We start from the raw sequence: 26,567 nt of genomic DNA, 5'->3' as shown, positions 1-26,567 counted from the left end.
TCGTTAGCTATAGTGAGTTAACATAGTATGTCGTTAGGACTGATAAGCAGTTCGATTTATTTTCAAGTTTAATAATATGAAGGGCTAAGCATGAAGAGAATGTTCATGGCGTTTATTATTGTAAGTGCCTTAGTTGCCTTAAGTGTAACCACTGCGAGTGATACAAAAAATCCACTTAAGTTGTGCTCATCTGCTTGGCAACAGATGGTCGACGAACACTTAACAACAGGTGATAATCATGGGCATGGCCCTGATGTTGGATCTGATGAATGGAAGTCAGTTGTAGAGTTTAAATTGAACATCCGAGGCATGGCTAATATTCCACAACGAGATAGCATGGCTTGGTGTGAATATATAGATGAACGCTTGAAAAATGATAGTGCTGACAGTGAACCCAAGCGACTTGAACCTTCTTTTTCTTGTGAGTCTAGTAAGCTCTCTGGTGTAGAAAAAATGATTTGCCAAGACGATAAATTAAAAGAGCTTGATGTGAAATTAGCAGCTATTTACACTGCCGCCAAAAAGAAAAGCCACAATGAGCACCCACCACTGTTACAAGCAGAGCAGCGAGGTTGGATAAAAGACCGTAATGAGTGCTGGAAAAGTAATAATCAGCGAGAATGTATTGAAACCGAATACGTTCGCCGTACCGCAGAGTTACAAGCTAAATATAGGTTGGTACCCTCTAGTGACCCTGTTAAGTATATGTGTGGTGCGAACCCTGCGAATGAAGTGGTAGTTACATTCTTTGATACTAGCCCGCCAACTTTAATTGCAGAGCGCGGCGATAGCACATCGCTTATGCACATTCAGCGCTCAGCTAGTGGCAGTAAATACCAGGGACGTAATGAGTCTTTTTGGGGGCATCAAGGAGAAGCACTAATTTCTTGGGGTTATAATGAAGCCGAACTACAGTGTATAGAGGCGCCTTAATATAGGTGAAAAGCTCTGTTTTTATTGGTGTTAAAGCTTTTAGCACCCTAACGGCTTTTAAACTATTACTAGGAAATATTTTCATTAATATTGTTGTTAAGTATACTGCTAACAGGCCGATATAGATCCTCAAGTGTGCTCTCTATAAGTGACTGTGCTTTTTATATTACGATAAAGCAATGGCTTTAGCGTATTGCCTTTAAATTCTATTCTCGAAGTATGGGAACCTCTTATGCAAAATCAACTCTCAGAAATTTTTGACTATAGCAGCGAAAGTTTGCTGGCAGTCGCTGAACATGATCCGTGGTTAGTCGCTTTATCTGTTTCTATTGCTATATTTGCCTCTTTTATGGGCTTTCAAGTTGCATCACAAGCTGCAGTTAGTTCATCAAACCGTCGTAAACATGCTTCATTATTGGTTGGCAGTTTTGCGCTTGGGGGCGGTGTTTGGTCAATGCACTTTATTGGCATGTTGGCGTTAGAGTTATGCACTAAAATTTCTTATCAAGTTGATATTACAATTATCTCTATGTTGCCCGCGATTATTGCTTCTTGGGTCGCGTTAAGCTTAATTACTCGAGAAAAAATAAAAATCACTCAATTAATTCTTGGTGGTGTACTCGTTGGGGCCGGTATCGGAACTATGCACTATGTGGGTATGGCTGCAATGCAAATGGCACCGCTACTGCGTTATGATTTATGGATGTTTAGCATTTCAATTATTGTTGCTGTAATACTCGCTATTTTGTCTTTATGGATACGATTTGCGCTCAATACTATTGGCAATATTCGTCTGAGTTATCGAATTAAAACTTTTATATCGAGCTGTGTGATGGGCTCTGCAATTTCAGGAATGCATTATACCGGAATGGCCGCTGCACGTTTTGTTTTGCCACCAGGAGTCGAGCTATCAAAGCAAACTAATGATATTTCGTTTTACCTTGCTTTGGGTATTACGGTAATTACGGTTGTTATTATTGGTTTGGTTGTTGCTGTTAACTTAGTTTTTAGACATAAGGATATTTCAGCTGCCGCTACTCAAAATGAAAAGCGTTTGAGTGCGATTATGGATACCACAGTTGATGGCATTATCACTATTGATGAAGTAGGTAATATTATTGGCATTAATACCGCTGTAACGAGAATGCTAGGTTGGGAAGAGGAGGATTTAACTAATAATAATATTAATCGAGTTGTTCCTGAGCCTTTTCAGCCTCACGATACTAAATTTACGAAAGCAGACTTGCAAGCTTATATTGCTGAAATTACCGTAAGGGGCCGTGAAATTGAGGCGGTGACCAACCACGGAGAAAAAATCCCCGTACAACTTGAAATTGGTTGTGTTGAATTAAATGATCAGCAAATGTTTGTCGCCTTTATTTCGGACTTACGTGAGCGCCTTAGAATGGAAGCAGCACTGCGTAACAATGAAGCAAGGATCCGCTCTTTACTAACTAATATTCCAGGTATTGCTTATCGCTGCATAGACACTACAGGTTGGCCTAATATTTATATAAATGATGAAGTTGAAAATATTATTGGTTACCCCGCGAGCGACTTTTTACTGCCAGATCCTAAGCGTAGTTTAGCTGACTTTGTTCACCCTGATGATTTTAGTCTTATTGAAGCAACGGATTTGCGTAACCCAGATGGTTTTAAGATGGAATTTCGATTTATTGATCGTTATGGCAAGGTAAAGTGGGTTTTAGGGCACGGGCGAGCGCTTAAAAAAGAAGGTTGTGAAGATTATTATCTTGATGGTTTTATCATGGATATTAGTGACCGAAAACAAATGGAGTCTGAGGTGCTTGCTGCCAAAGATAAGGCAGAAAGAGCAGCGGAGACCCGGTCAGCTTTCTTAGCTAATATGAGTCACGAAATCCGTATCCCGATGAATGCGGTTATTGGTTTTAGTGATATTTTACTTGATGAAGAGCTAAAGCCTAATCAGCGTAAACATTTGAACATTATTAATCAATCGGCAAAATCGCTATTGCATATTCTTAACGATGTTTTAGACAGTGCAAAGCTAGAAAAAGGGAAGTTTCAGCTTGAATATAGAGACTTTTCGCTTGTGGAAGAAGTTGATGCTGTGGTTTCTACTTTATGGCTACAAGCTCAAAATAAAGGTTTGACGCTCGATCTTAATATTCATACTGCTGCACAAGGTTATTTTAATGGTGCGCCCGATAGAATTAGGCAAGTGTTAACAAACCTGTTAGGTAATGCTATTAAGTTTACAGAGCAAGGAAAAATTACCATTGAAATCACTTCAGTTGAATCAACCACAGTAGCTAAGCCGGCAATTCAGTTTACGATAAAAGACACTGGCATTGGTATTACTGCGTCGCAATTAGCAACGATATTTGATGCATTCTCACAAGCTGATGAGTCGATGAGTCGTCGTTTTGGCGGGACAGGGCTTGGAACAACTATCAGTAAGCAATTAGTTGAACTGATGCAAGGTGAAATTTTTGCAAAAAGTACCGAGGGCGTAGGCTCGGAATTTAGCTTTATTATTCCTTTAACTCCTATCGAGTACTCAAGAAAAGTAACAACTGAGAAAAATCAACAAGCATTGCCTAAGTTACATATATTAGTCGTGGATGATATTGATCAGAATATTGATTTATTAACACTTTTGCTAAAACGCAATGGACATAAAATATCTGAAGCGAGGGACGGGGAGCAAGCACTGTTACAAATACAAAATAACCCTGTTGATGTGGTGTTAATGGATATTCAGATGCCGGTGATGGATGGCTTGACCGCCGCTAAACAACGTAGAAAATATGAACGTGATCATGAGTTAAAAAGAGTACCTATTATTGCCTTAACCGCCAGTGTATTACCGCAAGATAGGCTTTCAGCTGAGCAGGCGGGTATGGATGGGTTTGCCAATAAACCTATTGATATGGATCACCTTAACGCAGAAATAGCGAGTGTATTAAAGCTTGAACATACAGTAGTTGATGAAGTAAAAAATGTTGATAAATCAACATTAAAAATAGATATCGATAAAGGGGCTAAATTGTGGGGCTCTAAAACGAACCTTTATGTTGAAATTGATCGTTTCATTAAGCACTCTGAAGTTGAACTCCCCCTATTTAAACAGCTATTTGAGCAGAGTAAAGCAAAAGAGCTAGGGCAATTAGCGCATAAATTTAAAGGTAGTGCAGGTAACCTAGCGTTAAACCGCTTAATGAAAATGTTAGATGAACTAGAAGGTTCATGTAAAGAAGAGGGTGCTCTGAAATTAACTAAGTGTCAGTTAATTATAGAAAATATTGAAGCCGAGTTTTGCTGTATCAAAAACTGTGTCAGTAAAATGAGTGACGGTGAAGAAGAGGCTAGTGAGGCTGAAACTAGTAGCCAAAGTAGCGTCACAGATGCCATTGACATTTTAGGGCAACTTGAACAGTCTGTAAGTAATAATGAATTTGATGATGAGTTGCTAGACAAGTTGCAATCATTAGCGCCATTACGGCCTAACGAAATTAACGCTATAGTTAATGCTTGTAACGATTTTGAGTTTTCACAGGCCACTGAGTTAATAATCGTATTAATTGCTCAGTTACAAGCTGAACAAGTAAATAAGTAAGTTGAGTAATCTATTATGCTAGAAAATAAACAAAGCGTTTTAATTGTTGACGACGAGCCAACTAATTTGCGTATCCTTAATCAAGTTTTAAATGATACCTATAAATTAACATTTGCTAAAAGTGGCCAAGAAGCTATACGTTTGATTGAAAAAGAGCGACCAGATTTAATATTGCTTGATGTCATGATGCCTGAAATGACAGGCTATGAGGTGTGTGAATACCTCAAAAAACACCCTAAATTTAAAGTGATTCCTATTATTTTTGTTACCGCACTAAATGATTCCGATGATGAAGCAAAAGGGCTGACCCTCGGAGCGGTAGACTATATTTCTAAACCTATCTCACCTGCCGTAGTTAAAGCACGAGTTAAAACGCACTTATCCTTAGTGGATGCTGAAGAGCTTAGGCGTACCCGTTTACAGGTTATACAACGACTTGGGAGGGCATCTGAATATAAAGATAACGAAACAGGCATGCACGTTATGCGTATGAGTCATTACTCTCGGGTAGTTGCACTAGCACATGGCTTTTCTCAAGCAGAGGCAGAGAACTTATTTAATGCTGCGCCAATGCATGATATTGGTAAAATAGGTATCCCCGATAGCATTATGCTTAAACCTGGCAAGCTTACCGATGAAGAATTTGCGATAATGAAACAACACCCTGAAATAGGTGCTGAAATTTTAGGTGAGTCGGATTCAGACTTAATTGCGTTAGCTAAGTTAGTCTCTTTAACACATCATGAGAAGTGGGACGGCTCAGGCTACCCTAACCAGCTCAAAGGCGAAGAAATCCCTATTGAAGGGAGAATTGTTGCTCTAGCAGACGTATTTGACGCCTTAACCAGTGTTCGCCCTTATAAGGATGCTTGGTCGGTTGAAAAGGCAATGGCGTTTATTCATAGCCAAAAAGAGAAACACTTTGATCCTGAGTTAGTTGACTGCTTTGAACAACAGTTACCTAAAATAATGAAAATAAAAGAGCGCTGGAAAGACTGATAGTTTACCTGCTTGGTAATAGTCATTATTACTAATAGTTACAGTTGAGGTTACTTTAGTAAAGCCACCTTGCTATCTTACTGACAAATAGCTCGTTGCTGCTCACTAGTATCAAAACTGTATGTAAGTAGCCACTTACAAACTAAAGCTTCTTTATGGTGACGTTTAATAATATTTATCGCTGAACGTCTGACCCAAGGCTGTTTATCTTGTAGCATTAGTTGTAAATGACGACGTAATCCCGACATTATTTGCGCCGTGTAGGGGCTTTTATTTTGATAAAGATAAAAACCAATATCAACCCAAGCCTGGTGCACTTCAATAATATTACTACCGTATTTATCTGCCTGATGTAAATAATTAATCAGCTCTTGATCAATTTCATTCAAACGCCACTTCAAGATAGCTAGCGTAGCCCAAGTTACTGGCCAAGTAGGGCGTAATTCAAGCGATTTTAAGTAATACTTTTTTGCTTCAACCAAATTACTTTTTTGCTCAGAGGGCGAAAATATAGAGCTAATTCCGCCCCACTCAAGAATTAACCCTTGAGTGACAAGGTAGTGTGGGTTGTTTGGGTGTTTATTATTGGCGTTATTAATAGCGTTAATGGCTGTTAGATATTGTGATTTATCGGAGAGTGCTTGATTCTTTAGCCAAAGCTCTTTGAGTTGAAAAGCTTTATAATAATGCAAATTAGCATTAAGCATAGTTACTGCTTGAGCCGCTAGGTAAAGCAATACAAAAAAGAGTAGGGTAAGTAGTGTTTTTTGTAATGACGTCATTAAAGGCTCATTGGTAACGCAGATTAATTAAACTTACTTTCACTAATAAGCTTAGGGGTATCGTAAACAAGTCGTTGAGCAACTTCAGCGCCAATAAGTTGCTCTGCAATAAGCTTAGCGGCTGTTAGCTTAGGTGGACGACGCTTAAGATTATGAGTATCGGTTGCAATAATAGTCACCTTGTCTTCTCTAAGTAACTGCTCAGCTATTTTTTGAGGTGCTTCTCCAAAGTCTCCACATAAAGAGGCTGCGGTAATTTGATATAAACAGCTTGAGGTAGGAATACGTGAAAGCTTTGTTATATCGGCAATAATATCTCTATTACGCTCTGGGTGAGCAATCATCGGGATAATATTATTGTTATTAAGCCACTTAATTAACTGCTCTGTACCTGCAGGAATATGGCTGTGGGGAAGCTCAAGCAATAGCACATTTTTACCTTGCCATTGACCAATAAAAGGTAATTTATTTTGTTTAGCTAACAGCATTATTTCAGGACATATACGTACTTCAGCTGCAAAGGCTATTTTTATTGCCAACGCCTCAGCGTGCACTTGCTGTTGTAATTGATTAAATACTTGTTCAATAGTGTTGATAGTGTTGTCGAAGCGGCCGAATTGAATATGAGGTGTACATACCGCATGAGTAATGCCATCGTTAATAGCGGCGTGAAGTAACGCAATGCTTTCATCAATATGCTGAGCGCCATCGTCAATCCCTGCCAAAATGTGGCAATGTAAATCTATCATGAGTGAGATGTTTCAGGTTTACTGGTGGCAATAGTATTATCACTAGCCACTTGCGCATTATAGCCATACTGGTCGTAATAACCGGTATACTCGCCATACTTGGCTGCTTGTTTTAAATCAACTTGATTTAAAACAATACCATCAATACGTACACCTGCACTCAGTAATCTACCCAGACCTGACTGGATCATTTTTTCACGTGTATGATCAGCTTTAACCACATAAACAAGAGATTGACTATGCTGAGCAACTAAAATTGCATCGCTTACCGCTTGTGTTGGTGGCGTGTCAATAACAATACGATCGTACTTACCTTTAAGTGAGCTTATTAAGTTAGCAAAGTTACTTGAGGCTAAAAGCTCTTGGGGGTTTGGTGGGAGAGTACCCGCTGTAATGATATCAACCCCTGATTGCGTATCTTTAATTAGGCATTCTTCAACACTGTGCGTACCAGCAATAATATTAGATAATCCGGTTTGGTAAGAAGGTAATTCAAAGTTTTTTGCGACGGAAGGTCTACGCATATCGGCATCAATAAGTAATACTCGTTCAAGTTGCCCTAATGCAAAAGACAGATTTAATGAGACCGTCGTTTTACCTTCTCCCGGTACTGATGATGTAACCGATATAACTTTAGCGTCATGCTCAATATTGAGTAATAAGAGGCTGGTTCGGATGGTTCTTACCGCTTCACTAAAACTATGCTCTTCACTTGAGAAAAAATGACGTAATGCCAAACCTTGCTTTCTGGGTGTTTTTTGTAATGGTAATAAACCTAATAGGCGCTGTTTTAGCTTGTTTTCAATATCATCAACGCTACGAATACCGTCATTAAGAAACTCAAATAAGAAGGCCAGAACTAAACCAAAAATTAAACTTAAAATGAATGTCATGATAATAATTAATTTTTTATTAGGTTTTGCAGGCAATAGTGGCGGTTGAGCAGGATCGGTTAGTCGAGCATTTGCCGACTGAAATTCACCGACTTCTTTTGTTTCTTTTAAGCGAGTAAAAAATGCATTGTAAAGTTGTTCATTAGTTTCAACTTCACGCTTTAGCTCTTTTTGTTTGGTATCAAGTGTTGATAGCTCTCTGAAACGTTGCCCTTTCGCCTTTATTGCCGCTTGAAGAGCTTCTTCATTAGCTTTTGCTGAAAGATACTCGTTGGTAATGCCTGAAACCAACAACTCAACTTGTTGAACTAAGTTATCATTAACAGAGCGTAGTTCTGACTGTGCAGCTATCATAACCGGATGTTTAGGCCCATAAGTGCCTTGCAGTTCATATACCTTGGTTTTTGATTTTTGTGCTGCTTCATTAACGCTTTGAATTAATTTGTGGTTTAGTACTTCGGGTACAGAAATTAATGAGCGAGGATCGCTTTTTTTATCTTGTACTAGCTTATATATATTCTCATTTTTTTTACGTAATTGGCTCGCTGTAGATAATAAACTATTTAGCTCTTGGAGCTCTTTAGCTTCGATACCTTTAACGCCATCAATATCAACTAATTGTTCTTGGTTTTGATAAGCTTGTAAGTAGTTTTCAGAGTCGTCCAACTTTGTTTTTAGCGCACTTAGGCGTTCATTTAACCAACTAGATGCTTTTTCGGTCATTGCTAACTTAGACTCTAAATGGTTATCTATATAGACTTCCGCCACGGTATTCACTACTTCTGCAGCGAGCTCTGGTGATTCAGACTCAAAGCTAATAGTAATTAGTTGAGTTTTTTTGATTAAGCCTATTGATAACCGAGACATAAACTCAGTAAGTACTTTTTGCTCTCTAATATAAGCTTGTTGCTTTTCTGATATATCTTCAACAGATTGGGGTAAAAAAGGCAGTTTTTCTTTGATAAAACTAACAAGGTTAAACTTTTTTGCTTGTTGGTCGGGATCAAATTCAGGATGATTAACTAAGTTAAGGCGTTTAATTACTCGCGCAGAAATATGTTTTGATTTAAGTATTTCTAGTTGGGTAACAAAATATTCTTGAGAGTTACTATTAATACCATAAACTTCTTCAATGGAAACTACATTGGCTTGCTCTGCTTCAATCAGTAATGTCGCCTTAGCAAAGTATTTAGGTGTCAGAGAAAAAACAATGACGGTAGCGAGTAATGTCACAATAAAAGCGAGTGACAGAATTCGCCACTTGAAACGCAAGATAACCTGAAAAAAGTTTTGTAAGTCTATCGTGTCATCATTTGCGGTAACCGTATTCGTTTGGGCAGGGAAGTTCATTATAACGGCACTCTTAGAAGTAACTTTGTTTGACAGTGATTATATCGCCAGGCATAACAGAAGTGTTTGCATGCACATTAACCGATTTTTGCTCAGGATCATTACTGCGAATGATAAATATTTTAGTTAAAGATGCTCTTTCGGTATAACCACCGGCTAATGCTGCCGCTTTGTTTACACTTAGCCCCGGTTGAAAAGGGTAGCCGCCAGGTTTATTAACTTCACCGTCAATAAAAAAAGGTCTGTACTCAACAATACTCACAGAAACGTTAGGGTTTATTAAATAATCGCCTTTTAATCCTGTATGAATTTGCTGTTGAAATTGTGTCAGGGTTTTTCCCGTTGCTTGTAATTGCCCTAAAAATGGGTAATCCACTTTACCGCTATCATTCAAGAGTACCTCAATAGATAGATCTTCTTGACCAAACACGGTTATTTTTATGGTATCACCAGAGCCTAGTTTATAATTGTCGTTAGCATGGACTATCGATGAAAAGCTAAAGACAATTAAGCATAGCCAAATAATATACTGAACAAGCGTGTTAACTGTTGTTGTTTTCATTATGATGAAATACCTTAAAACAGAGCTATACGGGCACCTAAGTTAATAAACTGTCTATCATAAACAAAGTTATCTCGAGTACTATCGCGCTCGGTATAACGATAGTCTAATGAAAAGCTTAGCCAATAGTTCATATCATAAAATAGGGCTGCTGTTATCGCAGTATTATCATCTTTACGTACTTTATATTCAGTATTATTGTCGGTGCCAAAATATTCATCTTGGCTAATTGCGTAACCTAACTTACTTGTTAAACGTTCAAGCCATTGATGAGTCCACTCCACAGCGTATTGGGTGTTCTCTACAACATTTGCTTTTACTGGGCTTATGGTATCGCTAAAGAAAAAGCCTTCGCCATTGGTTTCATCAGCCGTTTGTCCGGTAGTAAATTTTACTTTTGAATAGGTTTTAGGCTCCCATAATACTTCAACTTCCCACACAGGGGTGTCGAAGGTATTACGTGTTTCAAGATCAAAGTCTTTTTTAATGTAACCTATTTTAGCAAAACCTGTTGTTAATGCTGTCGCTTCCCATTTGGCACCAACCATAATGCGATTTTCAGTACTATCTAGTAAGTCTTCTGGTCGAGGAGTGTAGTCATAAGAAATATCACTATTCCATAATTCAAAGGTAAGGTCTGTTGCTGCGCCAATTTTATAATAAGCGGTACCACCGTATTTTATGGTATTACGATCACGAGCTGCTGTAGTATCAAAAGGAGTGCTGTTTGGGATATCAATAAAGCGACTGTCATAGTCATTACCTAAATAACCAAGCTCTAACTCTACTCTTGCATCAGCGGTTGGCGCGCCATAAGTGTATTGAACACCGCCGTACAGTTGTTCATAAGTATCAGGCTCAGCTAGTTGTGTTCCAGCACCAAGTGAGAAGCGACTACCACGCTCTTCATGGGCTTGAATATAACCACCCTGAGCCATTAAACGGTGTTTTTCAGCCAATTCATAATTGAGTTTTCCTGAAACATCATGGTCGTTATAGCTATCTTCGCGACTGGCATGATAAGCACCGTGGGTAAATACCCAGTCCATTTCAAAATTGTGCTTACCAAACTCACCAAATTCAGTGGTTGCCTTTAAGCTTGGCTGAAAAATAGTGATCCATGAGCTAATAGGGTCTACTTTAGCACTGGTAACGTTATCATCGTAACCTTGTTTAAATTTCACTAGGGGGGTTAATAAAAAGCCACCAACAGGAATCGCTTGATCATTACGTTCACTGTCTATGTTATAAGACGAACCGTAAGATGATAGGGGAAAAGCAATCCCTAAAAGTAAAATGATTTTAGCAATATCCATGAAATATACCTTGAAAGCTCTGATTATTATTTTTATGTTAACTCAATAATAACAATAAATAACATATACAGCTATAGGTATAGTTGCATATGATATTTATTGTTAGTTTATCTTTATTAATTCAAGCATTTTCGTTGTGTAATTGTTGTTAGGCGTTAAACTGCGGTTAGTAATAGTTAAGGAATAAGTATTTCAAATGTCTAGTGGTCTAATAAGTAGTATTCAAAGTAGTTTTTCAACGTTCTATCGTATTGTTGATTTATTACTCATTAGTATGGTGTTTTTTATTGCCACTTATAGTTATGGTGTTGAATTAGACACCCATTATTACTTGGTGTTATTAATTAGCTTAAGCTGCTTTTTATTTTTATCTCAGACGTTTGAACTGTACCGTTCTTGGCGTACATCAACCACTTTTGCTTTATTGAGTTATACCTCTTTAGTATGGGTTAGTTGTTGCCTTGTTTTAATGATACTGGCTTACTTTACTAAAACAGGCGCTAACTATTCTCGTGTCGCTATGGGGATTTGGTTAGTTGCAACTTTATTCGGACTTTGTGCATGGCGTGTTCTATTTAGAGCATTACTCGTTCATTTTCGTAAGTCAGGTCTAAATGCTAAATCAGTCATTATTATTGGTGCGACCCCAACAGGCTTAAACCTTGCGGCTCAAATTAACCAAAACCCACAACATGGCTTAAAACTATATGGTTTTTATGAGGATAGGCCGGCAGAACGCTTACCTGATATGGAAGGTTACGAGGTTAAAGGCACTGTTGCTGAAGGGGTTGCATTGGTAAAAGCTAACCCTGAAATTAGCCATGTTTACATTGCTATGCCAATGAAAGCAGAGGCGCGTATTACTGATATATTAAACCAATGTAGTGACACCACCGCGACAGTTCATATTATTCCTGACTTCTTCATTTTTAATTTATTGCATGCGCGCTGGCAAAATGTAGGTAACATGCAAACATTAAGTATTTTTGATTCGCCTTTCAATGGCTTTAATAGGGCTGTAAAGCGTCTTGAAGACTTGGTATTAGCTTCTATTATTCTCGCTATTATTTCTGTGCCTATGTTATTTATTGGACTGGCCGTAAAACTTACCTCTAAAGGTCCTATTATTTTTAAACAAAAGCGTTATGGTCTCGATGGTAAAGAGATTTGTATTTATAAATTCCGCTCGATGACTTTGGTTAATAAAAAAGTTGATGATGTGGTTCAAGCCACTCGTTTTGACGCCAGAATAACGCCACTTGGTTCTTTCTTGCGAAGAACTTCACTTGATGAATTACCGCAATTTATTAACGTATTACAAGGTAATATGTCTATTGTTGGCCCAAGGCCGCACGCAGTACAGCACAATGAAGAGTATCGTAAGCTCATTGACGGCTACATGCTGCGTCATAAAGCAAAACCAGGTATTACTGGTTGGGCACAAATTAATGGCTGGCGCGGTGAAACAGATACTTTAGATAAAATGGAAAGGCGTATTGAGTTTGATTTAAAATATATTCATCGCTGGTCATTATTATTTGATTTGAAAATTATATTGCTAACAATATTCAAAGGGTTTATTAATAAAAATGCATATTAATAGAACTGCATATTAATAGTTAATAGCGTTTAACTGTTTTCTGCATTATCTCAATAGCTTTAGCTGTGTCGCTATGGAGTGCTTTTCAATGAAATATATAAATTATTGGCTGTTGTGAATAGTGGATGATTGTTTATTTCAGATAAATATTCTATTTGGCGATGTTCTTTTTCCTTGTTTGGCATCGCTATCATTGATGGTTTACCTTGTTCTTTTCTTTGATTAATTGCTTTTATTTCGTCAAATACATTTTGAGTATTGGCACTGGTATGATCAAAGCTTAAAAAATTTCGAGAAAACTGAGTATTGCAGCGCTTAATAATAGCACCCATATTTTGAGTAACTTCATTAAACTCAGCAATAACGAGCTGAGCTTTCAGCGCTTTAACCACGGTATAAAAATCAATGTAGCGTTGTAAAGCCTGAGTAGCGTTATAGTTTGAATCACGCACTAGTAACGAGCTGATTGCCGATATTGGCTCACGCAGTACAACAATAGCGGGGGTATTGTATTTTACGGCCAGCTTAAGCTGTGCTTCAGCATGTAAGTGATGCGCTACTTGGTATTCTTTTACTTGCGCTTGTTTAAAAGCAATGACCGCAAAAGTATTAGCGCTACGCGGAAAGCCCTCAATAACAATATCTGTTGATGAATTTACTAATAGCCCTTTAAACTTCTGGCGTTGCCCGTAATAAATATTAAGTAAAGTAGGGCTGCTAGCAACCCATGAAAATAACTTATGTTTTAGTGCTGTTGGTAATAAGTTCACATGAAAAACCTTAGTTTTGGTCTAGGTTGTTGTCCTTAAGTGAGTTAAATAGTTACACCCAAATGAACCCGTTCAAACGATTAGCTGTGACGTAAGGTTTCTTGATTCAAATACCATTGATAAGTATCTGCTAAACCCTGTTCAAGAGAAATTTTATGCTGCCAACCCAATGCATGCATACGCGATACATTTAAGCACTTTTTTGGTGTGCCATCAGGTTTAGACTGATCAAAAACTATCTCACCTTGATAACCAATAATACTCGCAAGTGTTTGCGCTAACTCTTTTATAGTGCAATCTTTTCCTGTGCCAATATTAAGGTGACTTACGGTAGGTTGAGTGTGTGCATTATAGGTTTGCTCTGGTAATTCCATCACATGAATAGCAGCAGCGGCTAAATCATTAACGTGTAAAAACTCTCGCTGTGCATTGCCACTGCCCCAAATACTGATTGTTGAAGCGTTACTCACTTTAGCCTGATGAAAACGTGCGATCAATGCTGGAATAACATGACTGTTAGTTGGGTGGAAGTTATCATTTTCACCATAAAGGTTTGTTGGCATAATTGAGCGATATTGTCGGGCATATTGACGGTTGTATGCTTCACACAATTTAATGCCGGCAATTTTTGCAATAGCGTAAGGCTCATTAGTTGGCTCTAGCTCCCCGGTTAATAATGCCGACTCACTAATAGGTTGTTCAGTGATTTTCGGGTAGATGCATGATGATCCCAAAAATAATAATTGATTGATATTTGCTACGTGAGCAGCGTGGATAACATTACACTGAATCATTAAGTTCTCATAAATAAAATCAGCAGGGTAACTGCTATTTGCCTGTATTCCTCCTACCTTAGCAGCAGCCAAGTAAACTTGTGCTATTGCGTTCTCTTGAAAAAATTCACTGACCAATTGTTGGTTTGATAAATCAAGCTCGGCACGCGATCGTACAACTAACTCTAAATCAGAGCGAGAAGCTAGCAACTTAACTAATGCGGAGCCAACCATACCTTGATGACCAGCAACAAATACCCGTGTTTTCTTCATTTACTTATTACCGCGCTATTATGAGCTTGCTGAAACTGATTAGTTAACATCATAACCATGAGACTTTAATAATGCATTCTTTTTGGCTATACGCAAATCGTGTTGCAACATGTCACTAACTAAAGTGGTAAAGTCTTTTTCAGCTCGCCAACCGAGGTTTTTCTGAGCCTTACTGGCATCGCCTAATAAACTGTCGACCTCGGCGGGTCTGAAATATTTCTCATCAATTTTAACGATAACGTCACCGCATTTTATATGAGGACATTCATCGCCAGAAATTGCGCTAACAATGCCTTGCTCATTAATACCTTGACCTTGCCAAGTTATAGTTACCCCAAGTTTTTGAGCAGCAAGCTCTACAAACTGACGGACAGAATGTTGTTTACCTGTGGCAATAACATAATCATCTGCTTGCTCTTGTTGTAACATTAACCATTGTGCTTTTACGTAATCTTGGGCATGTCCCCAATCTCGTAACGCATCTAAATTACCTAAATATAAACACTTATCTAAACCTTGGGCGATGTTAGCAAGGGCGCGAGTTATTTTACGGGTAACAAAGGTTTCACCACGACGTGGAGATTCATGGTTAAACAAAATACCATTGCTTGCATGTAACCCATAAGCTTCACGATAATTAACCACAATCCAATAAGCGTACATTTTAGCAACACCATATGGTGAGCGAGGGTGAAAAGGGGTAGTTTCAGTTTGTGGGCTTTGCGTAACTTTACCGTAAAGCTCTGATGTTGAGGCTTGAAAAAAACGTATCTTTTTTTCCATACCTAAAAATCGTATCGCTTCTAGCAATCGTAATGTACCTAAGCCATCAACTTCTGAGGTATATTCTGGACACTCAAATGAGACCGCTACATGGCTTTGTGCTGCAAGGTTATAAACTTCATCGGGCGCTACTTTAGCCAGAATTTGTGTTAAATTTGAAGTGTCTGTTAAGTCACCATAATGAAGAAAAAAATTAGGGTTGCTGCTATGAATGTCTTGATAAATATGATCTATGCGTTCGGTATTTAATGATGATGAACGACGTTTAATACCATGTACTTCATAACCTTTTTCTAATAATAACTCAGCAAGGTATGAGCCGTCTTGACCAGTTACGCCTGTGATAAGTGCTTTTTTCATCGGGTATTTACCTTGCTTTAGCGATTTTATTATTGGTGCTTTTTAGGCGAAAACTTTTCTTTGATTAATAACCATAAGAATTGTGTATTGGTAACTAAGTAGCGCTTCCACATTCTTCTAGGCTCCTGAATAATACGATAAAACCATTCTAAACCATAGTTTTGCATCCATTTAGGTGCGCGCTTTACTGTACCTGACACCACATCAAAAGTACCGCCTACGCCCATAACGAAGTTAACACCCAGTTGATTTTGCCATTTGTTAATGAAGTTTTCTTTCTTAGGAGAGGTAATAGCAACAAATAATAACTTGGCACCAGAAGCTTTAATTTGTTCAACAACAGCCTGTTCATCAGCGCCGTCGTTATCCCAAAAGTAACCATGATGAAAACCAGCAATTGTTAGTTTAGGGTAGAGGGACTTTACTGTTGATGCGGTTTTCTCTACCACGTCAGCTTTAGCGCCGAGTAAAAATACAGGAAACTCTTGTTTGGCGCTCATTATGAGTAACTCATGAAACAAATCAACACCAGCAACGCGCTCAGGTACTTGATGACCACAAAAACGAGCGCCTAGCACTACGCCCATGCCATCAATATTAATCATTTCACAGGCTGTCACCGACTCCGTCAGCTTAGGATCTTTTTGCATATGCACTAACTTGGCAACATTAACCACCACGTGCTGTAAAAACGCATTACTTTGAACTTTATGTTCAATATAAGCAACAGACTCTGCCATGGTTAAGCTGTCCATTGGTATGCCTAAGAAGGTGATTCTAGCCATTATATTCCTTGTTTTTCCTTTACTGTGTGCTGACACGATTAAAGTAAGCGAATGAGTAATACACCCAAGCTTGCGTCCAACGAATGTAGTTTACTTTGTTGATGAAATTCTTATGCTTTTGATAAACAAAACGCTTTTCTTTAGGTAAGTACAAAGTTTCTATAGATTTATTAATTATTTGCTCAACAAGGTCAAAATCATTTTGTGTGCCGCCCACTTTTAATAAAGTGAATATCGCCTGCGATACACAATGCATATCAAGTGGATAGCGATTGTTATGATAGTATTTTGCCGTACCATCTTGTTCAAATAAATGCGCTTTATAATAAGCTAACCCTTGTCGTATAGCATTATCAAACTCTGAAGTTTGTAATGCAGTAGCTAATATATGTAGCGCCTCTAAGTTATAGCCAGTATGAAAACCATCAATAAATTGATGATGATGCCTAGCACCGTACACCCAAGAGCCATCAGTTGCTTGTTCTTTAACTGATTGGTGGGCAACACGCAGCGCTAAGTTTTTATATTCAGTATTACCCGTTAAAGAGCCAACAAAACCAACCCATGCCGCGCCCCACAAACTGGCATTATGCACAAAAGCAGTTTCACCAGGAATATAGGCAAAAAACGTTCTATTTTCATGTTCGCAATATAAGGTTTTTACAATGAAATGAGCAGCATCTAATGCAGGCTCTTTATATTTATTTTCATTGGTTACTTCACTTAACGCGTACAACGCTTGCGCAACATAAATGGTGGTAATAATATTAGGCTTACCTTTGGGGACAAAAAAGGCGCGTGCGTTCCAGTCAAAGTGATACCCCCAGCAAGCATGCTGCCAAAGTGATATATCACTTTGTTGAGTTAACAACCAATCACCAAGTTTAACGGCCTCATTTAAATAATGTGGCTCTTGCGTGCGTTGATAATCTTCAAGTAATCCTAAAATAAATAAGCCAATACCCTTAGGGTTACGTTTTTTAGGTACTGCTAATAGTGGGCGTAAATTTACAACGGAACGTTTATTTACTTGTATCCACGCTAAGCCAAATAAGCCTTTTTTTAGTTTAGGAAAAACAGTGAAAAATTTACTGTTTAAACCGTCAAAGGGATCTTGGCCGGCGTAATTATAGTGTTGTGCGTCCATCAGGATGTTATGGGTAATTAATGCCATAGGTTGTTGCATGGTTACTTGTCCAAGAGCTCTTTGTAAATATTTTTTAATTGCGGAATTATCACATCAGGGCTGAAATTTTCTTGATACTTTATTTTCGCAGCATCACTATATTGGGCTCTTAACTTCTCATCACTGAGCAAAGAGCGTAAAGCTTCTGTAAGAGCGCCAACATCGCCAGCTTTCACTAACAAACCTTCTTGTTTATTGGTAATAGCATCGGGAATTCCGCCTGCAGTGGAAGCAACTACTGGAATACCCGCGGACATTGCCTCTAAAACTCCCATGGGAAAACCTTCATAATAGCTAGGTAGACAATACACTGTAGCATCAGCTAAATATTGTTTCTTTTGAGTCCCAGATACCCAGCCCAAAAAATTAACATGGTTGATAACGCCTAACTTTGCGGCTAAGGTTTTATACTTTGTCGGATCACCGTCGCCAGCCAGTAACAATTTCAGATGAGGGTATGTAACACTGAGTTGAGCGAAAGCATGAATAAGGTCGTCAACGCCTTTATTTTTACTTAACCGTCCTAAAAACAAAATATTAGCTTGCACTGATTTTTTTGGTGGGAGCGATATAGCTGGAACGGCATTGTAAACGATACAAGTTTTGGTTTTATCATCAACTATACTATTAACCCAAGTTAACGCAGACGAAGATAAAACAATAATTTTATCAGCCATGTTGAAGGTTTTTTTAATGTGTGTTTTTTTCTTGTCAGAACACTCTTTGTGATAAAAGCTTTCAAATTCACCACCATGTAAGTGAATAATCGTTTTAGCACCAAGCTTTTTGGCAACACGTAAAATTATTGATTTTCTAAGATAACTTCCTCGTGAGGCCATATGAACATGAACAATACCTAAGTTAAAAAGTAGCCCGTAAAAAATAACTTTTAACAGGCTACTGAAAAATAATATAGCAGCACTTAATTTATTTTTACTATCACTTGAATGCGTTTTGATCAAAGTAAAGTGTGATGTATTAAATAAGCCATCTTTATTATAACTACTAACAACCGTTGCAATCCCTCCTTGTCCCTTAGGGTCGGTGCTTATCATTAAGTTCTTCTTACTAAGCATTAGAAACAGCCTTACTTCTTATAACACTTTTAAATTTACCTGCTTTGGTTCTTGGTACTTCGTTTACCTGTTCAAACAATATATTGATATCGTTACCTAACTTTTGTGTTAGGTTTTGTTTTATAGTCAGTTGTAAATTACTTGTGTTTGCATTTAGTGTGGGAACATACCTAACAATTAGCTCAGTTAATCGTGTTTGCTCTAATTGACACTCAATTAGACCGTTAACTCCTTTAAATGCTGTGTCTAGCCGGCCAATCTGACGTCCATCATTTAAAATAATATAGTCATCATCTCGTCCTAGAATTCGTTTTACATAATCGGATTTATTTCCGCATATGCAACTTCCTTCACTATTTAAGCCCTCAATATAGTCATGGGTATCATAACGCTTTAGTGGCATAGACTTATTATGAAGATTGGTCCCAACAATTTTAGTGCCATGTTCGTCCACTAAAAACTCTACATACGAGTAATCATTTCTAACATGATAGTTACCTTGTTTGCATTGCTGTAATACTGCAACACGCTCAGCTTGTCCATAGTGATCATAAACTTGACCAAAAATGGTTCGTACTATTTTTTGGTTGGTCGCTGAAAAATTTTCGCTTGAGGTTAATACCCCCGATAAGTTCCAGCTAGGTTTCCAGTTTAACTTTTGTGCATACTTAGCAAGTAAAGTAATTGAACTAGGGTAAGCAAAAATAATATGGGGTTTATATTGTTCTAGTGCCTTGAAATAGGCTAAGGCTGTTTGTTCTGATATGTGATAAGAGGACATAATTAAACGTTGGCTAAAAGGCATTTTAATCCAAAATTTTTGTGCCGTGGTTTTTATATTGTCGCCACGTAAAATAACAATATTAGGGCGCAAGGGAACCCCTATGTATTTTAAATAACTTTTTACAATATACTCTTCAAGAAAAATTGACGGAATACTGCGGTACACTGTTAAAGGAGTATTTGTTGTTCCGCTGCTATAGCCTTTAATTGCCCAACGGGGCTGCTTATTTTTATAATGCTCAATTATATACTCTTTACTGATCACATCGTCTTGTTCTAAATTATATTGAGCTTGTTTTTTAGAAAAGAACAATGTAAAAAACTCTCGATAAATAAGATTAATTACAATGTTTTCTTTAAATAGCCACCAAAAAAAATCTTTTACCATAGTTTATCGCTCACACTCTTAAAATGATTTAAATAAAATCATTAATATCGATGTTAGTTTTAATTATTTTTGCTGGCACGCCTGCAGCAACACAATTAGCGGCTACATTGTTAATAACGACAGCATTAGCACCAATAACACTATTATCGCCAATTGTTAAATCACCTAATATTTTTGCTCCAGTAGCAATATATACATTGTTACCAATAATAGGGACACCTAAGCTCTTGGAGCGACCTCCAATGGTAACATTAGTACCAATGATACAATTGCTTCCAATGATTGAGCGTTTGTGAATAACAACGCCAATACCGCCATAACCGAATATCGTTCCTTTGCCTATTGTTGTTTCGCTATAAATCGCACAATTATGAATTAATCGAATGAGTGCGTTAATAACCTTAGGTATCAAAGGAATTTTATATTGATGTAATTTGTGGCCTATTCGGTATAAAAACATGCTCTTGTCCGTTTAATCAGATGATTTAATGAGTTACTCGAATGTACTCTTTGGCGCTTGAGTAGTTTAGGAGTAGTTTAAGTAGTTGAAACCCGATAAAGCTTAATAATAATAATTTCGCACGATTATCCCCTGCGGTTACATTAAACATAATTAGTGTAATTAATATAACAAGTACTGTACTGGCAACAATATTTACTTTTAAAATCTTATTCGCTTGTCCTTTTACCATTAAAACATTAGAAAATGGTAGGCTCAGCTGTGATATTTGCATTGCAATGAATAACATCAAGTAAACTATCCATTGTGTATAAAAGTGTTGAATGAGCGGTAGGGCAAGAAGTGAAGTAAATACTACAAAGATAAAAATAGACAAGAAAAAGCTTGTTACATCACCTGGTACTATACCGTATTGACGCATGTTGGGTATATGCTTAGCTGATAAAGCATGAGGAATTAAATAGGTGAGTGAGGTAAAGTAAAAAACTTGAGCTAAATCGGCCGCGATTACATCACCCATTTCAGCAAGTAATACAAGTGGGAGTGCAAACAACAGTGATGTTGATGTTGCGTTAGATAAAGTGTATTTGACAAAGCCTGCTGCTATATCAGAAAACGATGATTGATTCGCTATGGGTGCTGGCTTCTTAATTGTATGTAAATAAAGTAGAGGTAGCATTAGCGCAGTAAATGTTGCTATTAGTATAAGTTCAGCGCTTGAGGTTTTAAAAAGGTATAAAACTAAAAGTAAGGTGAAAACTATCATTAAGCTAAGGCATGAGGCCATAAATAATGAATTAAAGTCTGCGTTATTTAGAAAATCACGCTTTAAAATTTCGTATATTGATAAGCATAATGCCGAGGAATAAATAAATAAATTATCGATATAACTGTATTGGTGTAACTCAATGGAATAGGCAACAATAAAGGCGATGATTGATGATAGCAAAATCAAAATGCCTTTATGTTTGATTGTGAGTATAAACTGCGGTGAAACCATTAATGATGCTACAGGCAGTCCTGAAAATGTAACTAGTAAGGCTACCCAAAAGAACATTTTAGAAAAGTCTGTTGCTATTGCTGCACTGGCAAGAGAAGTAACAACCAAGACAATGAGAAATTTATAGCCGCCAGGAAAACCAACCGTTATCAGAGGCAATATTTTGTTATTAATTTTATTGAGCACTATTAATATTTTTCATGTTGTTATGTCTCTCAAAGCCCGCTAAAAATAAAACCATAATAATTAAGTCCACAGAATTATATACAGGTGCTGAAAAACTATTAATTAATAATACCGTCATAGCAAAGAAACTAAATTTTCCAGCAAATGGGAGGTTGTTTGGTTGTCGCAAATATGATTTTGGGTAGTAACCATAAACTAAGAATAATATTATTGCACCAACCCAACCGACCTCGGCAAACACTTTGGGCCAATAAGTATCCGTTAGAAATAAACCATGGTGAAAGTACCACAAATATTGAAAGCCATGTTTGTAAAAAAGATCACTATCGTACACAACCGCCGCTTGTCCGCCTAAAGTTCCCAGTCCTGCGCCTAAAGGAAAATTTTCATTGGCCTCGCTGATTGCTGATGACATCATTTGAGCTCTGGGAGAAGGGGTTAATCCTGCACCTGTTTGCGAAAAGCCTATTTCCTCTAGTGATATCCTAATCATATCCAGATTGCTTAAGATTAGAGAGGTTAAAATAGCACTAATGAATATTAAATTGATATGCCTGATTTTCTGACTCGAAATAAAGAATATGTAGGTTGCAGCAATGGCTAAGATAAACGCACCTATTTCACCGCGTGATAAGGTTGATATTAAAAGTAGTAATGACAATGCTAAATAAAGGTAATTAGATTTTTTTGCATTTCCCTTCCATATGCTTATTAAGAAAAAACCTGAGGCTAAGGAAGAGAAGAAAGCCAGTAGCCCAGTAAACCAAAATATTCCTGCTGTTCTTGTTAATGCATCGCCGCTAGTGGTAAAAAATGATCCGTGATGCGCGCCAGTTGGAAATATAGCATCGTAAGCGGAAGGAGCTAATAACTGTAGTAATACAAAAGGAACGTTAACAAGCACCATTATTTTGAAAAATCGACTTAAGTAAAGTTCACTAATGCCTTCGCGATATGCACCATAGCAATAAAGAAAAACAATAATGTATTTTGAGTCGAGTACAAACTGATAAAGTGCTTGAGCAATACTACCTACACCGAATAATGATGAAGTTATGGCAAATAACCAATAGATACTTATTAGAAAGAAGAAACCTTTAAATACTTTACTTTGATGGAATAAACGCAAGCCTACTCTTATTGCAAAAGGAATACAGTAGAGCACTACTAGCTCATCAATAATTTTTAAAAATGAGATGCTTTCAGATATTGCTAACTTTTGAATAAAAGACTGAGCAACCAATATCAACAAGGCAATTATTGCTTTTAGTGGCGTTGGAGTTACTTTAATTTTCAAGGTTCATCATCCAAAAAGAGTGCTATTGTATGCTTTTATTCAATAATTGCTTTAAAAAATGGTAAACAAATCTGGGGTTTTGCTTTAGGTATCTACCCGCTAAACGTTTAGGCTCTGCTAATAAACGATAGAACCATTCCAGCCCCGACTGTTGCATCCACTTAGGCGCGTGTTTTTTCTCTCTTGCAATAAAGTCAAAAGCAGCGCCAACACCTAGCATAACACAGGATGTTTTTACGGAGTTTTCAGCCATCCAACGTTCTTGTTTTGGGCAACCAATACCTACAAATAATATATCAACGTTTGCGTTATTGATATTGTCGATTACAGTGACATTTAATTGCTGGTCTGTATCACGACTTAACTCGGCATTAATACCTGATTTTTTTGCCGCATTAGACTCAGCAAGCTCAGGAAATGGCGGCGAGAAATAATAAGTAATGCGGATATTAGGAAACTGTTGTTTTAGCTCGTGAATAACCTTAGTTAATACCTTATCGCAACTCCCGCCATAAAGACCTATATTTAATTTTTTATCAGCGCTGTATGCACAAAGTTCAGTCATTAAATCTTGACCTCGTACTTGTTGTGCTTGCTTGTGGCCTAATATTTTTTGTGCCCAATAAATAGGCCTACCATCAGCAACAACTAAGTCAGCATTGTTAATGATATGTTGAAAGCTTATATCGTCAAAGGCTTCCATGCACATATGCACATTCGAGACACAAACGTAAGCGGCTGACTTTTTAACGGCGAGCGTTATAATATGCTCAACCGCTTGGGCAATACTTATGACATTTACGCTGAGCGATAAAATGTTACTTTTAGTTAGCACGTTGTGGTTTCCTAGCAATCACACTTTGATATATAGAAAGCAGTTGTGGGTAATTTACTTGCGCGCTATATTTTTGGTTAAAGTCGAGTTGCGCTTGTTGTGCCATATTATCGCGTTTTTCAATATTTTTCATTACATCTATTTGATTTTGCAATTCATTACGGCTATTTGCTTTGAACAATAAACCGTTTTTATGGTGTTTAATTAGCTCAGGCATAGCCCCAATGTTGCTGGCAATCACAGGAATACCTTGTGAGAATGCCTCAATAACCACAAAACCAAAGGGCTCTTGCCATAATGTTGGCATGATTAAATATTGGCTAGTGGCCAGCGCTTTTAATACTTGCTCTTTACTGACCTCACCCATATAGCGAATGTTTTTTTGTTTTTTAGCGCCTACTTTATAAGTGAGTGGGCCAGCACCATAAACACGTAGCTCAATGTCACTTTCACGCCAACTCTCTAATAATAGCTCTATACCTTTTTCGTGTGTAAGCCTGCCAATAAATACGGCATATTTATCAGTGCGTGTTAATGATGTTATAGGTGTTTCAATAGAGTCTATAAAATGAGGTTTTACGGTTATGCTTTCTGCGGAGAAACCAGCATTAACGTAAATGTTTTTTAAGCAAGAGGAAGGGGCGATAAAATGATTTACTTTTGTAACCCAGATGCGTGATTTTTTATACTTTTCAATGGCTCTAGCAAGGATAAAAGTACCCAAGAAGGAGTTTTTATAAGGCTTATGCTTCACTACGGCATAGGCGCTTTTGGTAATGCTTTCTTGGTTGTTTGTACCTTGAATAAACAGCGTAGCGCTAGGACATAATAGTCGATAGTTATGCAAGGTATGTACAACAGGGGTGTTATGTTCATAGCAAGCATCAAATATTGCAGGCGTGAGTAGTGGAAAAAAATTATGTACGTGAACCACATCAGGCTTAAAGTCTTGAATAAACTTTGTAAACTCTGCCTTGTAGTACCATGAGTAAGTAAGGTGAAAACTGACGCACAATTTTTGCCAAAAACTCACTATTTGATGGTTCGACACGCTGTAAAGTTGCACATCGTGACCCTGCTTTTTAAGTAAGGCCATTTCATTTTCTAAAGCGACATCTTCTCCGCCACCTTGTTGATAATAATTATGACAAAATAGTATTCTCATCACTTTACTTGGTTTAGTAACTATAGGTGTTTCTACCTGAGGAGTGCTCTTAGTCATAAAAGCCGCTATTACGTTGGTTGTGCTTTTTTGAAAATATTAAGTTTAATTTCAACTTGCAAACTAAGTTATGATAAATAATACCAAGTAGATCAGAAAGTAATCCGGCATTGTTTTGAGTGGGGAGAGAGTCTACTTGCTGTTGTAATGCTTGCGTTGAATAACCGTAGTGTTGTGCAACGTTTTCACCTAAGTGAGTTAGGTAGCGCTTCATATACCATTTTCGTACTGGGTTATTTATTATTTCTTGCCAATTATTAATGGAGTTAGCGCTTACTTCTTTGTATTTGTATTGTCCTGTGGGGTCACCCATCTCATTAGGAGCAAATTTTTGTTCTGTTAAGCAGAGTTTCTCGGGAGCTAATTCTGCAATGTTAAGGTATTCAAAAACTTGCTTGAGAGTTACGGCAGTATTAGTGACTAAATCATCGTAATTGATAGCAATAGACTGGTTTTGATGATTTTTATAAGCACTCGATAATAACTTGGGGGCGAGGTATAAATCATCTTTATTTCTATACAACTTAAAGAAATTATTATTATTCCATGTTGTTAGTACTGAGGCGTATGTTTGCAGTGGGTTTCTGAATAAAAAAATAAATTTTGCATGGGGAAGTAACTTAATAATTTCATTAACGATGTAGTAATAACGAGGGGTTTTATCAACAAAAAAGTCTTCATTATTTTCTGAGGCTGCTTGGTATAGTGATAAGACAAAGTTTTCAAGTAGCTTTTGGTAATGCGCGGAGTTATTTTTATCCGCTACTTGATTGATGTTACTGGTGAAGCTTTTAATGGCTTTTGCACAGGTTTCAACAGAGTAACTTGAGGTATAAGTATGACAAGCTGAGCTGCTTTTTGTCATTGACAGTAACGGGAGTAAAATCCATGGTTCAGGGCTAGTTGCTATTTTTTCATGACAAGCAAGTATTCTTTGTAGCAGAGTGGAGCCTGCCCTAGGGGTAGAAAATATAAATACTGGCGTCATATTATTAATCTTATTTCTGTTAAATTCGGGTTAATATTCGTTTTAAAACTAGCGCTTTGGTTAGTTCGCTATTTTTTTTATAAACTTGGCTGGCGAACCAGCCCAAAGCTCGTTTTCAGGTACTGACTTTGTTACTACTGAGCCTGCACCAATAACGCTGTTTTCACCAATATTTACCCCTTTTAATATTGTACTGTGGCAGCCAATCCATACATTATTGGCAATATGTATTTCAGCTGAAACAAAACCTTGCTGTCCGTAAGTGGTAGGTAAATTAGACAAACGGTGATCATGATCATAAATAGATACATGATCGCCAATAAGCACATCATCGCCAATTATAATATTTTCTCTACTGACAATACTTGCAAAACGGTTAATGAAGGTTCGTTTCCCTATGGAAATGTTGCCGCCAGTGCAATGACATAACGCCAGTGATTCAATCCATATTCCGCCTGAAAGCTTCAGCTTACCTTGTGTGCATCTAAAGTTATTCCAGGAGCCAAAAAAGTACTTCCAACCCTTTGCTTGATGAAATATTTTTAAGTAGCACAGGATTATTAATGTTCTAAACCCCCATAATACGGGACGTAATGTCATCGCTTAATACTCACTCA

23 protein-coding genes are annotated in these 26,567 nt (G+C 37.5%); 4 read left to right on the top strand and 19 right to left on the bottom strand.

What is annotated here, in order from left to right; translation table 11 throughout:
• The first annotated feature begins 105 nt into the window (after positions 1 to 105).
• The 3 genes from ABD005_RS00450 (at position 106) to ABD005_RS00440 (ending at position 5,533) form a co-directional block, all read left to right on the top strand.
• On the top strand, positions 106 to 933 hold the full coding sequence (locus ABD005_RS00450; RefSeq protein WP_343813612.1) for an MliC family protein: 828 nt from the start codon (positions 106 to 108) through the stop codon (positions 931 to 933).
• A 232-nt stretch (positions 934 to 1,165) separates the two neighbouring features.
• A complete protein-coding gene (locus ABD005_RS00445) occupies positions 1,166 to 4,534 on the top strand; it encodes an MHYT domain-containing protein (protein WP_343813609.1) in 3,369 nt (1,122 codons plus the stop codon).
• Between the two features lie 15 nt (positions 4,535 to 4,549).
• On the top strand, positions 4,550 to 5,533 hold the full coding sequence (locus ABD005_RS00440) for a response regulator (RefSeq protein ID WP_343813606.1): 984 nt from the start codon (positions 4,550 to 4,552) through the stop codon (positions 5,531 to 5,533).
• Positions 5,534 to 5,610: 77 nt separating this feature from the next.
• Here ABD005_RS00440 and ABD005_RS00435 read toward each other — a convergent pair whose 3' ends face one another.
• The 5 genes from ABD005_RS00435 to ABD005_RS00415 are packed head-to-tail and all read right to left on the bottom strand — an operon-like array spanning position 5,611 to position 11,185.
• Complete coding sequence (locus tag ABD005_RS00435; protein WP_343813603.1) at positions 5,611 to 6,315, bottom strand: VpsP family polysaccharide biosynthesis protein; 705 nt, start codon at positions 6,313 to 6,315, stop codon at positions 5,611 to 5,613.
• Between the two features lie 23 nt (positions 6,316 to 6,338).
• Positions 6,339 to 7,064, bottom strand: coding sequence for a tyrosine-protein phosphatase (locus ABD005_RS00430; protein ID WP_343813600.1), 726 nt, complete (start codon positions 7,062 to 7,064; stop codon positions 6,339 to 6,341).
• Complete coding sequence (locus ABD005_RS00425) at positions 7,061 to 9,307, bottom strand: GumC family protein (protein ID WP_343813597.1); 2,247 nt, start codon at positions 9,305 to 9,307, stop codon at positions 7,061 to 7,063. The genes ABD005_RS00430 and ABD005_RS00425 overlap by 4 nt, the downstream gene beginning before the upstream one ends.
• Positions 9,308 to 9,320: 13 nt before the next feature.
• Complete coding sequence (locus ABD005_RS00420) at positions 9,321 to 9,869, bottom strand: polysaccharide biosynthesis/export family protein (RefSeq protein ID WP_343813594.1); 549 nt, start codon at positions 9,867 to 9,869, stop codon at positions 9,321 to 9,323.
• Positions 9,870 to 9,883: 14 nt separating this feature from the next.
• Positions 9,884 to 11,185, bottom strand: coding sequence for an outer membrane beta-barrel protein (locus ABD005_RS00415; RefSeq protein WP_343813591.1), 1,302 nt, complete (start codon positions 11,183 to 11,185; stop codon positions 9,884 to 9,886).
• 196 nt (positions 11,186 to 11,381) lie between these two features.
• Between ABD005_RS00415 and ABD005_RS00410 the strand changes: the two genes are divergently transcribed.
• Entirely contained in the window at positions 11,382 to 12,785 is a 1,404-nt protein-coding gene (locus ABD005_RS00410; protein WP_343813588.1) for an undecaprenyl-phosphate glucose phosphotransferase, read from the top strand.
• A 71-nt stretch (positions 12,786 to 12,856) separates the two neighbouring features.
• Here the strand turns inward: ABD005_RS00410 and ABD005_RS00405 are convergent, their stop codons facing one another.
• From ABD005_RS00405 to ABD005_RS00340, 14 genes are all read right to left on the bottom strand, one after another.
• Positions 12,857 to 13,555 (bottom strand): hypothetical protein, encoded by a 699-nt coding sequence (locus ABD005_RS00405; RefSeq protein WP_343813585.1) that lies wholly within the window; start codon positions 13,553 to 13,555, stop codon positions 12,857 to 12,859.
• An 80-nt stretch (positions 13,556 to 13,635) separates the two neighbouring features.
• Positions 13,636 to 14,601 (bottom strand): GDP-L-fucose synthase, encoded by a 966-nt coding sequence (gene fcl, locus ABD005_RS00400; protein WP_343813583.1) that lies wholly within the window; start codon positions 14,599 to 14,601, stop codon positions 13,636 to 13,638.
• A gap of 39 nt (positions 14,602 to 14,640) precedes the next feature.
• Positions 14,641 to 15,744, bottom strand: a complete 1,104-nt coding sequence (gmd, locus tag ABD005_RS00395; RefSeq protein WP_343813580.1) for a GDP-mannose 4,6-dehydratase — start codon at positions 15,742 to 15,744, stop codon at positions 14,641 to 14,643.
• 29 nt (positions 15,745 to 15,773) lie between these two features.
• Positions 15,774 to 16,529 (bottom strand): WecB/TagA/CpsF family glycosyltransferase, encoded by a 756-nt coding sequence (locus tag ABD005_RS00390; protein WP_215978874.1) that lies wholly within the window; start codon positions 16,527 to 16,529, stop codon positions 15,774 to 15,776.
• Between the two features lie 19 nt (positions 16,530 to 16,548).
• A complete protein-coding gene (locus ABD005_RS00385; RefSeq protein ID WP_343813574.1) occupies positions 16,549 to 17,715 on the bottom strand; it encodes an aspartate-semialdehyde dehydrogenase in 1,167 nt (388 codons plus the stop codon).
• Between the two features lie 2 nt (positions 17,716 to 17,717).
• Positions 17,718 to 18,770, bottom strand: coding sequence for a glycosyltransferase family 4 protein (locus ABD005_RS00380; protein WP_343813571.1), 1,053 nt, complete (start codon positions 18,768 to 18,770; stop codon positions 17,718 to 17,720).
• A 13-nt stretch (positions 18,771 to 18,783) separates the two neighbouring features.
• Positions 18,784 to 19,962, bottom strand: a complete 1,179-nt coding sequence (locus tag ABD005_RS00375; protein ID WP_343813568.1) for a phenylacetate--CoA ligase family protein — start codon at positions 19,960 to 19,962, stop codon at positions 18,784 to 18,786.
• Positions 19,963 to 19,990: 28 nt separating this feature from the next.
• On the bottom strand, positions 19,991 to 20,422 hold the full coding sequence (locus ABD005_RS00370) for a serine O-acetyltransferase (protein WP_343813565.1): 432 nt from the start codon (positions 20,420 to 20,422) through the stop codon (positions 19,991 to 19,993).
• Positions 20,423 to 20,447: 25 nt separating this feature from the next.
• Entirely contained in the window at positions 20,448 to 21,608 is a 1,161-nt protein-coding gene (locus tag ABD005_RS00365; protein ID WP_343813562.1) for a hypothetical protein, read from the bottom strand.
• On the bottom strand, positions 21,598 to 22,905 hold the full coding sequence (locus ABD005_RS00360) for an O-antigen ligase family protein (RefSeq protein ID WP_343813559.1): 1,308 nt from the start codon (positions 22,903 to 22,905) through the stop codon (positions 21,598 to 21,600). Before ABD005_RS00360 ends, ABD005_RS00365 begins: the two co-directional genes overlap by 11 nt.
• Before the next feature lie 22 nt (positions 22,906 to 22,927).
• A complete protein-coding gene (locus tag ABD005_RS00355) occupies positions 22,928 to 23,740 on the bottom strand; it encodes a WecB/TagA/CpsF family glycosyltransferase (RefSeq protein WP_343813556.1) in 813 nt (270 codons plus the stop codon).
• A complete protein-coding gene (locus ABD005_RS00350; protein ID WP_343813553.1) occupies positions 23,730 to 24,962 on the bottom strand; it encodes a glycosyltransferase in 1,233 nt (410 codons plus the stop codon). Before ABD005_RS00350 ends, ABD005_RS00355 begins: the two co-directional genes overlap by 11 nt.
• Positions 24,955 to 25,950 (bottom strand): sulfotransferase family protein, encoded by a 996-nt coding sequence (locus ABD005_RS00345; protein ID WP_343813550.1) that lies wholly within the window; start codon positions 25,948 to 25,950, stop codon positions 24,955 to 24,957. The genes ABD005_RS00350 and ABD005_RS00345 overlap by 8 nt, the downstream gene beginning before the upstream one ends.
• A 60-nt stretch (positions 25,951 to 26,010) precedes the next feature.
• Positions 26,011 to 26,550, bottom strand: a complete 540-nt coding sequence (locus ABD005_RS00340) for an acyltransferase (protein ID WP_343813547.1) — start codon at positions 26,548 to 26,550, stop codon at positions 26,011 to 26,013.
• Positions 26,551 to 26,567: the final 17 nt, after the last annotated feature.

The organism is Colwellia asteriadis (assembly GCF_039523295.1).
Taxonomy (GTDB): domain Bacteria; phylum Pseudomonadota; class Gammaproteobacteria; order Enterobacterales; family Alteromonadaceae; genus Colwellia; species Colwellia asteriadis.
The sequence above is the reverse complement of the archived record's forward strand: the minus strand, read 5'-3'. Positions and strand labels throughout refer to the sequence as shown.

Bases quoted from the DNA above. Each gene is read 5' to 3' on its own strand.
- ABD005_RS00450 (WP_343813612.1), top strand. From the start codon at position 106: ATGGCGTTTATTATTGTAAGTGCCTTAGTTGCCTTAAGTGTAACCACT.
- ABD005_RS00445 (WP_343813609.1), top strand. From the start codon at position 1,166: ATGCAAAATCAACTCTCAGAAATTTTTGACTATAGCAGCGAAAGTTTG.
- ABD005_RS00440 (WP_343813606.1), top strand. From the start codon at position 4,550: ATGCTAGAAAATAAACAAAGCGTTTTAATTGTTGACGACGAGCCAACT.
- ABD005_RS00435 (WP_343813603.1), bottom strand. From the start codon at position 6,315: ATGACGTCATTACAAAAAACACTACTTACCCTACTCTTTTTTGTATTG.
- ABD005_RS00430 (WP_343813600.1), bottom strand. From the start codon at position 7,064: ATGATAGATTTACATTGCCACATTTTGGCAGGGATTGACGATGGCGCT.
- ABD005_RS00425 (WP_343813597.1), bottom strand. From the start codon at position 9,307: ATGAACTTCCCTGCCCAAACGAATACGGTTACCGCAAATGATGACACG.
- ABD005_RS00420 (WP_343813594.1), bottom strand. From the start codon at position 9,869: ATGAAAACAACAACAGTTAACACGCTTGTTCAGTATATTATTTGGCTA.
- ABD005_RS00415 (WP_343813591.1), bottom strand. From the start codon at position 11,185: ATGGATATTGCTAAAATCATTTTACTTTTAGGGATTGCTTTTCCCCTA.
- ABD005_RS00410 (WP_343813588.1), top strand. From the start codon at position 11,382: ATGTCTAGTGGTCTAATAAGTAGTATTCAAAGTAGTTTTTCAACGTTC.
- fcl (WP_343813583.1), bottom strand. From the start codon at position 14,601: ATGAAGAAAACACGGGTATTTGTTGCTGGTCATCAAGGTATGGTTGGC.
- gmd (WP_343813580.1), bottom strand. From the start codon at position 15,744: ATGAAAAAAGCACTTATCACAGGCGTAACTGGTCAAGACGGCTCATAC.
- ABD005_RS00390 (WP_215978874.1), bottom strand. From the start codon at position 16,529: ATGGCTAGAATCACCTTCTTAGGCATACCAATGGACAGCTTAACCATG.
- ABD005_RS00385 (WP_343813574.1), bottom strand. From the start codon at position 17,715: ATGCAACAACCTATGGCATTAATTACCCATAACATCCTGATGGACGCA.
- ABD005_RS00380 (WP_343813571.1), bottom strand. From the start codon at position 18,770: ATGATAAGCACCGACCCTAAGGGACAAGGAGGGATTGCAACGGTTGTT.
- ABD005_RS00375 (WP_343813568.1), bottom strand. From the start codon at position 19,962: ATGGTAAAAGATTTTTTTTGGTGGCTATTTAAAGAAAACATTGTAATT.
- ABD005_RS00370 (WP_343813565.1), bottom strand. From the start codon at position 20,422: ATGTTTTTATACCGAATAGGCCACAAATTACATCAATATAAAATTCCT.
- ABD005_RS00350 (WP_343813553.1), bottom strand. From the start codon at position 24,962: ATGACTAAGAGCACTCCTCAGGTAGAAACACCTATAGTTACTAAACCA.
- ABD005_RS00345 (WP_343813550.1), bottom strand. From the start codon at position 25,950: ATGACGCCAGTATTTATATTTTCTACCCCTAGGGCAGGCTCCACTCTG.
- ABD005_RS00340 (WP_343813547.1), bottom strand. From the start codon at position 26,550: ATGACATTACGTCCCGTATTATGGGGGTTTAGAACATTAATAATCCTG.